This window comes from Anabaena sp. AL09, assembly GCF_001672255.1.
Lineage (GTDB): Bacteria > Cyanobacteriota > Cyanobacteriia > Cyanobacteriales > Nostocaceae > Dolichospermum > Dolichospermum lemmermannii.
The window spans coordinates 6,875-16,056 of record NZ_LJOQ01000040.1 but is presented as its reverse complement, the minus strand read 5'-3'; the positions used below and the strand labels follow the sequence as shown (position 1 = coordinate 16,056).

Here is a 9,182-nt window from a genome sequence, read left to right as displayed (position 1 = left end):
ACGGTCGCAGCGAGATTAGATTAGGCTAAACCTTTAATCTAATTCTGTCAGTAGAATCTCAGTGGCTTGGCTCCCTGAGAGTGTCAAAGAGTCTCTGACTCTAGTATATATAGAAGGCAGAGCCTTCTTAATTCATTCCCATACAGAGTATGGGAACGGGGGGGAATTTGCAGAAAATAAATTCACAATTAAGTAAAAAAGAACTGCGACGGACTCTACTCCAAAAACGCCAGTCAGTGACATTATTAGAATGGAGAGAAAAGAGCGATCGCCTCACTACCAACATCCAAAACTCAGTTATATTTAATCAAGCAAATACCATTCTCGCTTTTTTTAGCTTTCGTCAAGAACCTGATATTAGCTCACTGTATACCAACACTAACAAACGTTGGGGTTTTCCCCGTTGTGTTGATAAATCTCTAGTTTGGCATTCTTGGCAACCTGATGACACAATTAATATCGGTGCTTATGGGATTACAGAACCTCACCACGAAGCACCGATAATTGAGATTGAGGAAGTAGATTTAATTCTTGTTCCCTGTGTGGGTTGTGATGTCCAAGGATACCGCTTAGGTTATGGTGGGGGATATTATGACCGTTTGTTAAATTCTCCCGGTTGGGAGACGAAAGCGACTATAGGAGTGGTTTTTGATTTTGCTTATTTATCTCAATTACCTGTTGATAGTTGGGACAAACCTTTAGAAAGGGTGATGACAGAAAACTTGATGACAACCACCAGTTTACAGTAGAAAAAATTGAAGTTAACTAAGATCCAAGAATAAGATTTTCTAAAAAACCTATTTCTAATTCTGATGCAGGTTTACCACCGCGACCTTCTAACAATAACATCCTGTAAATCCTTAAATCCTGGACATCCTGATTCTGACAATTACATGATATAATATGAAAATAGTTGAGATTAGAGGTAATGATTATGTTATCAACTGATATTAAACAAGAATCAATAATTAAAAGAATTGAGCAAGTGGTATCTATTTTAATGGCAGAATATCCTTTATTTAAAGAGGATCTTGATTATTCAGAAATAGTCAAACATCTGGTTAAACTTTTTCAGAAAAATCTACCATTTGAAGAATTTAATAATATGTCAGATGGTGAATTAAAAAAACATTGTGATGGAATAATGTCAATAGAAATATTATCCAAAATAGGGGATGATTTTACTCCTGAACAAATGGCTATTTTTGATGACGCAGTTAAACGAAAATAGGTGATGTATGAATTATTTATTAGATACAAATATAGTTTCCTTCGCTATTAGGAATAATCTGCAAATTACTGAAAGAATCGAAGATATTAAAGCTCAAAGAAAAAGTATATCTATTAGCTGCATTACCTATTTTGAAATGAGGAGAGGATTTTTAGCGGTTGATGCTCCCAAACAAAGAGAAAGATTTAACAAATTTTGCCAAAACTATCCTATTATTTTCTTAGATGATTTGGCAATTTTAGAAAAAGCTGCGGAAATTCATGCTAATTTAAGATTAAAGGGTTTACCGATTCAAACTGAAGATGTTTTAATTGCTGCAACTGCAATGATTAAAGGTTTGACGGTTGTTTCTAATGATAGTGATTTAACAAGAGTTGAGGGTTTGAGTTTGGAGAATTGGTTGCAGTGAGAAAAGTTATTAATTGGGTGGATTAATAATTTAATTGTCAGAATCAGGATATCCAGGATTAAAGGATTTACAGGATGAAAACAGAGATTTTATCACCAATTACAAATTACCCATTATCAGCCTCAATTAAATAACTGGCAACTTGAGTTATTAGACATAAATCGCATCCTTTTCCACGGAATTAATAATTTGAGATTTTAACATCTTTTTGGTGACTAAATCAACAGATAAACCTAAATTGTCTTCTAAAAAGAACTTTAAGTCCATGTATTGATCAAAAGTAACTTTTCCTTGAAATTCTACCAATAAATCAAGATCGCTGCTAGTTTTAGCTTCGTCTCTTGCAAAAGATCCAAACAAAGCCAAGGAAGTTACACCATAACTTTTGATAATAGTTAAATTTTCTCGAAGAAAATTAATTAAATATTCTTTATTCACGATTATTTCTCCTAGTAGTTAATTGATTGGGTTAAGAAAATCCAACATTTTTACAATTTATCTAGGTTCTATGGTTGGGTTTCGTTCCTCTACCCAACCTACCTATTATAAACTTAATTATCATCCTGTAAATCCTTAAATCCTGTAAATCCTGATTCAGACAAATTAACGCCCAGATACCCGCCAGATTTTGATAGTTTTGTCCTCACTACCACTAGCTAAAGTCCTCCCGTCTGGACTTGATATTTCTTATATTCATTAATGGGAATAGCCGCAAAAGATGTAGTACCCTTCTCTGAATTTGTAGACGCACGGCCATTAATTCCCACTAAAACCCCATCTTGATTGAGAACAGAACCGCCACTCATTCCTGGGGCGATATTATTACTATAAATTAAACCATATCCATCTTTATAATTTCTCAGAACAGTCGTAATTTTTCCATCAACAAAACGATAGCATGATTGTAAACATATTTCCCCTGGGTGCAGCCCATCCCGCAGCATAAACTCTTGATGTTTCTGTGAGTTGACTAGAATTTCCTAATGTTGCTTTATCATAATTTTATCCATTTATATTTTTTCTAGATGTGAGATACGGTATCATTTTATTATCATCGTATCTCTGTAATCTATCGCTAACGATTTGATAATTTTGTCAATAAATACGCTGGTATTAAATGGGAAGTCCAAATTAAGAATCTATGAGTAAGAAAAATTTTGCAATCACCAAAACGTAAGGGTTTAGCATTGCTAAACCCCTACAAATTATAAATTATTCAACTGTTACAGATTCCGCTAGTAATCTCTGGCTTTTACTTCTGGGAAACTTCTAAATTTTGCAACCAAACAACCAAATTATCTAAACTTACAAAATCTAAAAACACTTCAGTTAAAGCTTCCAATTGTTCCAAAGATAACTTCTCAATCTGCATTTTTAGCTGACTAGGAATTTTCCCAAATCTTTTCGATAACAACCGCAGGATCAGATTTACTTCTCCCTCCTGTTTACCTTGTTGTTTACCCTGCTGCATACCTTGCTGCATACCTTGCTGCATACCTTGCTGCATACCTTGCTGCATACCTAATTCGGTAGCTTCTTCTCTGAGTTCTTCATACAAGCGAGTTTGCTGAAAACTTATGCCTAACATTGCTTCTATCTCCACACGACTTAAACGAGTAAACCGATAAGAAATAATCGTGGTAATTATTTCCATTATGCCACGTCTAGTTGTTGGTTCTTGTAACTCTTGCTGACAACGATTGATTAAATATCGCGCTGCTGCTGGGGCTTTGTTTTGTTTTAGAGTTGTCAATACCAACAAACTGACATCAAGGGGTAATTCCTCAAATTCTCCCAACTCATCCAAATATACTCGATGGACTTGTTCCGAACTTAAAAGTGCGCGATAGGGGTGAATATCCCCCTGTTCCGTACTCCGAGTTGGATAAATTAACACTGCTTGCCAATCTTGAAACCGCTCCCTATTTCTGTAAAAATAGAGAAATAATTCTCCAAATAACCGCTCATACAGTCGTTCATCTTTTTGAAACTGAACTTCACAGAAATAAACAACTCCAGGAGTTTCGGTTTCTGGTGGTAGAAACACCCCGTCAATTTCAAACTTTGGTTCTTTTACCGCTACCGAATCAAAGCGATAATTAGCCGCATTTGCGGGAGGATTTGGCAATAATTCAAACAGTAAGGTTGGATATGTTTGAAATAAATAATAGAAAATAGAGTCACGTCGCATATTATAATTGTAATCTATCCTACCTACTCAAAAAAATTCTCCTCTGGATAATTGTTACATACACCAAAAGAGAGAATTATACAACTTTTTTATTTATCAACCTCACAGCAACAAAGTTAAATTTTCTCATCACCATAATGAACACATCCAGCACACCACCAATTCGCTTAGATTTTTACTATCAGCAAATCAAGACAATAATTTTAGCCCGTCAAAACCCCATTACTGGTTTATTACCAGCGAGTACCGCTATTACTGCTCATGGCGATTATACAGATGCCTGGGTGCGAGATAATGTTTATAGTATTTTAGCAGTTTGGGGTTTAGCCCTAGCTTATCGCAAGTTAGATCATGATCATGGTCGCACCTATGAATTAGAACATAGTGTTGTTAAACTAATGCGTGGTCTATTGTTTGCCATGATGCGACAATCTCACAAAGTTGAAACATTCAAACATACACAATCATTATTGGATGGACTTCACGCCAAATACAATACAGCCACAGGTGATATTGTTGTCGGTGATGATGAATGGGGACATTTGCAACTTGACGCGACATCTATCTTTTTATTAATGTTGGCACAAATGACCGCCAGCGGATTATCAATTATTTTTACATTGGATGAAGTTAACTTTGTCCAAAACCTAGTTTATTATATTGGTCGAGCTTACAGAACACCGGATTTTGGGATTTGGGAACGGGGGAATAAAATTAATCATGGTAGTGCAGAATTAAACGCCAGTTCTTTGGGAATGGCTAAAGCAGCTTTAGAATCTATCAATGGACTGAATTTATTTGGTGTTCATGGTAGTCAAGCATCAGTAATTCATGTTTTACCAGATGAAATCGCTAGAGCCAGAATTACTTTAGAATCATTATTACCCAGAGAATCAGGTTCTAAAGAAGTTGATGCGGCGTTGTTGAGTATTATTAGTTATCCCGCTTTTGCGGTGAAAGATGAAGCATTGCGAGAACGCACCTTTAAAGAAATTATTAGTAAACTCGCAGGAAAATATGGTTGTAAACGCTTTTTAAGAGATGGACATCAAACAGTTTTAGAAGATACTGAACGTTTACACTATGAACCGGGTGAACTTAAACAATTTGAACATATTGAATGTGAATGGCCATTATTTTTCACTTATTTAGTTCTTGATGGATTATTTCGCGGTGAACAAGCACAAGTTCAGAAATATCAAGAACTTTTAAAATCATTGTTGGTAGAACAGAACGGGTTACAGCTATTACCGGAAGTTTATTATGTTCCTGAAGAAAATATAGAAGCTGAGAAATTAGATCCTCAGTCTCAGTTAAGATTACCCAATGAAAATATTCCTTTAGTTTGGGCGCAAAGCTTATATTATCTGGGAGAAATGTTAAGTGAAGGTTTAATATCACTAGGAGATATTGATCCTTTAGGTAGACATTTGAATGTCGGTAAAAACCGCAATTCCTTAGTTCAAATTGCTTTACTAGCAGAAGATGAAGAATTACAAACACAATTAGAAGTATATGGAATTGAAACCCAAACTCCTACCCAAATCGCACCAATTCAAATTAGGAAATCTGAAGAACTTTCCCAAATTTATACACAAATTGGCAGAAATGATCAACTGGGTTTAACAGGCCGTCCCTTGCGACGACTGAGAAGTTTGACGATATCAAGATTCTTTCGGATTAGAGATCAAACAGTTGTATTTTTACCATCATTCCTAGATTCTCAACAATTTTATTTAACTCTTGATTATCACTTTTTAGTAGATCAAATTAGAGGTGAATTGGCTTATATTCAAAAATACTGGAGTGATTTAGGTCGTCCGACTTTGACTTTAATGATTACTCGAACTATGCTAGAAACTGGGTCAGAAGCATTATTAGAATTAATGCAGGAACTCAAGGATGGTATTTGTCATGGAGTCCAGGTAAAATTAGGAAAATTGAATCAATTAATGCTGACAGCCGCAATTCAAAGAATTGATTTTTTATCAGATACAGAATTATCGCAATCATCAGTCATAAATCAGAGAATTCGCTGTTATTACCTGACTTCTAATTTAGAAAAAAGTTGGTCTTTGGGACATACCCAAGAATTCCAAATGGAATGCGAAACTAACTTAGATTTATTATTAGAATATTTACGCTCATCAGAAAACATTTATGAGCAAATTGAATTACTGCAAACTTTAACGCGGTTACAGGGTTTAGAATTTGATACAGGATATGCTGGGCCAACTAATGCTGTCACTGTAGCGGATTTACTCGATGAAGTCTATACCAAAGCCGGAGATTTAGGGCTGTGGGCGGTGGTGCGACGGGCTGCGGGTTTACGCCAAATGCTCGATATTGGCTTATCAGATGCGATAACGAGTATTTTGGTTCAAGGTAAGCAAATAGCAGTGGGGAGGGCTTACAGTCAAGCTTCTCTGATAGTTGTTCCTATCTCTGGAAATGAGATTACTGAGAAAATTAATAACTTCTGTCGTGAGGATATTCGAGATCGGGTTTTAACGCAAGAAATTCTTATTTATCTCGGTGTTTTAATCAAATCAGAACCAGAATTATTTCGCGGATTTATTACATTGAGAGTCGGTTATTTGATTCTTTTAATTACTAGCGACATAGCCAGAGAATTCATCCTTACCCAAGATGAAGCTTATGAACAATTAATGCAGCTTTCACCTTTTGAAGTGAAAATGCGTTTACGTCAAGTGTTAACTGGATATAGTGGCGTAAGTAATTTATTACGTCAACAGGAATCATTGCACGTCAAACAAAAAGAAAGTGATATTGCTTGGGTTGTCCTACCTGTAATTAGTGAAGAAACAGAAGTTCCTCTTGATGGTTGGCGCAGATTTCGTCAAAGAGAAGGTGCATTAAATCGTGTCCCCAAAGACTTTTTTAAACAAGTTTGGCTATTAATGCAGCATTGCAAAGGTTTAGTCATTGGTGATAAATTAGAACGACGAAATCGCTTAAAAAGTGAAATCATGCTTTCAGAAATGACAGCAGGAGAAAGAAATTTTGCTTTGTTAGTTGAACATTTGCTGAATAAAATTGAAGCCCCAGAATATCGCCAAGTCAATGTAGAAGCCTTGATGGAATTGGCTAAAATTGTCGCTAATAACCCTAACTTGCAAATTGAAGAATATATGGTTTTAGATGTGTTAATCGGTCATGCAGTGCGGTTAGCGTGGTTAGAAAATCATCCCCATCGCCGCGATTATTATGATGAAGATAAAGCTACTGCATGGCCATCATTTTATAATAGTTCTCCTCAAGATTGCGCTAATTATATTTTAAAGGCGTTTAGATTCTTAACGGAGTTTGTTCAAGATGTTTAGCTGTAAATCAAGTCACCCTTTTCTTTAGCAGCGTAAGTCCTATTTAGGGTTTGCTGAATAAACCTACAACCCAGACGTATCAAGATTTTTATCTGTATAAAAGGTAAATGAGGTGCAAGAAAAATATGATCATAGCATCAAAAATTGTTCAGTTTTCCAGACTTGATATTACTTCTAACTTCTTCTAACTTCTTCTAAATCCTCCTGAACTTCTAGCCCTCACAGATAACTTTTTCAGCAAACCCTATTTAGAAGAAACCCATCTAAATCAAAGACCCCCGACTTCTTCAAGAAGTGGGGGATCTAAAAATCCTTCTTCACTTTTATTCGCTTATTAGAGCGTATTTAAAAAGTTTCTGGCTATTGTAAATCGCTAAAAATGGTACTAACTTAGAATACAGTAAAATCAGTGCTAGTAATCAACGTAGAACCAATATTTTGCAAAGTAGCAAGAATTTGACCATTACTTGTGATTAAAGTATTAGTACCCAAAGCTGAAATTGTCAATTGATTAAATAGTAAACCCCCACTTAAGCCAATACGGTCAAATCCATCTTGGAAGTCTTGAATGATATCAGCAGAACCTCGTGCAATTACAAAAATATCATTGCCATTGCCACCATTGAGAATATCATTACCATCTTCTCCCCAGAGGATATCATTATTATTGCCTCCATAAAGGGAATCTGCGCCTATACCCCCGTATAATTCATCTGACCCATCACCACCATACAACTGATCATTATCTACTTCACCAAAGAGAAAGTCATTACCATCACCACCCTCTAATCTATCATTACCATCACCACCATACAACCCATCATTTCCATCGTTACCTTGGATAGTATCATTGCCAGCATTTCCAACTAACAGATTACTTAGGTTATTACCTGTAATTGTGTCGTTTTGAGTAGTACCATAAACATTTAGGAAATTCTGAACATTTAAGGTGATAGAATTAATCGGTGCAGGTAATCCGTTAACAATCAGGCTATTATTACCTAGATTAACATTGAGGGATGTAGTAGTAGCAGTTCCGGTTGATGCGTCAATAGTGTTAGATTGACCTGTAGCACCAATTACAGTTTCTACGTCTACAATTGTATCAGTGCCAAAAGAGCCTTTATTAACGATTCCACCCGCTAACAGGGTAATTGCTTCCGTAAAACTGCTATAATCAACCGTGTCGCTTCCTAAACCACCGTTAATTGCATCATTACCAGTTCCACCACGAACAGTATCATTACCACCATTTCCGGTTAAAATGTCATTACCGCCATTTCCTATTAGCGTATTATTGCCATCATCTCCAGTAATTGTGTCATTATTGGCTGTACCAATAACAGTAACAAAATTAGTAACACCAAAAGTCAAAGTGGGGAAAGTGCTAACACCAGTATTAACAACTAGAGATTTAGTCGCTAAATTGGCATTAATTGTAGCAGTTCCAGTAGCAGTGGAAGCATCAATAATGTTGGTTAGACCTGTAGCACCGATAATGTTCTCTACGTTAACCAGTTGGTCTGTTCCTGCTGTACCTTTGGTAACTACTCCTGTTGGTTTCAGAGTAATGGCTTGACCTATGGCTCTATAATCTGCTGTATCAGTACCTGCGCCACCATCTAGGGTATCATTACCTGTGCCACCGATTAAAGTATCATTACCATTTCCACCACTAACAGTATCATTACCACCATTTCCGGTTAAAATGTCATCGCCATTGCCTCCTACTAGGTTATTATTGCCATTATCCCCAGTAAATATATTTTCTATATTTGCACCAGTGAAACTACCGTCACCATTAGAAATCGCAACTCTCAATCCTGGTTGATTACCCCGATAGAAAATGAGATCTTGTTTTCCATCTCCGTTGACATCAGACGCTAAAGCGCGATCATTTCCAGAAAGGAAATCAAAACCAGCAATACCATTAAGTCCAGCTGCGCCATCATCACCTACAGCATAAACAGCAGTAAAAGAACCATCACCGTTAGAACGAGCTACCCA

The 9,182-nt window shown here is 36.2% G+C and carries 9 protein-coding genes; 4 read left to right on the top strand and 5 right to left on the bottom strand.

What is annotated here, in order from left to right; translation table 11 throughout:
• Positions 1 to 167: 167 nt before the first annotated feature.
• From AN490_RS07630 to AN490_RS07620, 3 genes are all read left to right on the top strand, one after another.
• Positions 168 to 749 (top strand): 5-formyltetrahydrofolate cyclo-ligase, encoded by a 582-nt coding sequence (locus AN490_RS07630; RefSeq protein ID WP_300001403.1) that lies wholly within the window; start codon positions 168 to 170, stop codon positions 747 to 749.
• Positions 750 to 934: 185 nt separating this feature from the next.
• Positions 935 to 1,231 carry a hypothetical protein gene (locus AN490_RS07625; protein WP_300001401.1) on the top strand — a complete coding sequence of 99 codons (297 nt, stop codon included), beginning with the start codon at positions 935 to 937 and terminating at the stop codon, positions 1,229 to 1,231.
• A gap of 7 nt (positions 1,232 to 1,238) precedes the next feature.
• Entirely contained in the window at positions 1,239 to 1,640 is a 402-nt protein-coding gene (locus tag AN490_RS07620) for a type II toxin-antitoxin system VapC family toxin (protein WP_300001399.1), read from the top strand.
• A gap of 150 nt (positions 1,641 to 1,790) precedes the next feature.
• On the opposite strand, the gene AN490_RS07615 is transcribed toward AN490_RS07620, so the two are convergent.
• From AN490_RS07615 to AN490_RS07600, 4 genes are all read right to left on the bottom strand, one after another.
• The gene (locus AN490_RS07615) at positions 1,791 to 2,078 is read right to left on the bottom strand and encodes a nucleotidyltransferase family protein (RefSeq protein ID WP_300001397.1); all 288 of its coding nucleotides are present in this window, start codon (positions 2,076 to 2,078) and stop codon (positions 1,791 to 1,793) included.
• 165 nt (positions 2,079 to 2,243) lie between these two features.
• On the bottom strand, positions 2,244 to 2,324 hold the full coding sequence (locus AN490_RS07610) for a WD40 repeat domain-containing protein (RefSeq protein ID WP_300001530.1): 81 nt from the start codon (positions 2,322 to 2,324) through the stop codon (positions 2,244 to 2,246).
• Positions 2,297 to 2,584, bottom strand: coding sequence for a hypothetical protein (locus AN490_RS07605; RefSeq protein WP_300001395.1), 288 nt, complete (start codon positions 2,582 to 2,584; stop codon positions 2,297 to 2,299). The genes AN490_RS07610 and AN490_RS07605 overlap by 28 nt, the downstream gene beginning before the upstream one ends.
• Before the next feature lie 308 nt (positions 2,585 to 2,892).
• On the bottom strand, positions 2,893 to 3,831 hold the full coding sequence (locus AN490_RS07600; protein ID WP_300001393.1) for an Rpn family recombination-promoting nuclease/putative transposase: 939 nt from the start codon (positions 3,829 to 3,831) through the stop codon (positions 2,893 to 2,895).
• Between the two features lie 137 nt (positions 3,832 to 3,968).
• Here AN490_RS07600 and AN490_RS07595 point away from each other — a divergent pair, with 137 nt between their 5' ends.
• Entirely contained in the window at positions 3,969 to 7,175 is a 3,207-nt protein-coding gene (locus AN490_RS07595) for a glycoside hydrolase family 15 protein (RefSeq protein WP_300001391.1), read from the top strand.
• Positions 7,176 to 7,565: 390 nt separating this feature from the next.
• On the opposite strand, the gene AN490_RS07590 is transcribed toward AN490_RS07595, so the two are convergent.
• On the bottom strand, positions 7,566 to 9,182 hold a 1,617-nt coding region (locus tag AN490_RS07590; protein ID WP_300001389.1), incomplete at its 5' end, for a calcium-binding protein.